Here is a 510-nt window from a genome sequence, read left to right on the forward strand (position 1 = left end):
TATTCACTCGGTTTTTGCTTGGTAAAATCATTTATACTTACTTATCTAGTTTTCAATGTACAAGACAATTTGATTGGCAATCGCTCGCATTCTGCTTCATCATTTCACAATCACTCGATTACTTACCCTTAGTAAGCGCACTCGCTCTTGTTCATGATTCATTGACTAACAAGCGTTTTCAATTCAAATTATTATTAAAATATGGTGGAGACTAGCGGGATCGAACCGCTGACCTCCTGCGTGCAAAGCAGGCGCTCTCCCAGCTGAGCTAAGCCCCCATGGTTATTTAAATTTTCAAATGGTGGGCCTAAGTGGACTCGAACCACCGACCTCACGCTTATCAGGCGTGCGCTCTAACCAGCTGAGCTATAGGCCCATTTGAATTTTGAATTCTCAATATGAGCATTCAAAACTGAATACAATATGTCACGTTAATCCGCTTATCACCTAAAGGTGATATTCCGTATATTATCCTTAGAAAGGAGGTGATCCAGCCGCACCTTCCGATAC

General features: G+C 41.8%; 2 tRNA genes. Both read right to left on the reverse strand.

The annotated features are described in order from the left end of the window. Positions 1-202: 202 nt before the first annotated feature. Positions 203-278, reverse strand: a tRNA-Ala gene (locus TP70_RS08770). Between the two features lie 21 nt (positions 279-299). Further along, positions 300-376, reverse strand: a tRNA-Ile gene (locus TP70_RS08775). Between the last annotated feature and the right edge of the window lie 134 nt (positions 377-510).

Source organism: Staphylococcus microti (assembly GCF_000934465.1).
Lineage (GTDB): Bacteria > Bacillota > Bacilli > Staphylococcales > Staphylococcaceae > Staphylococcus > Staphylococcus microti.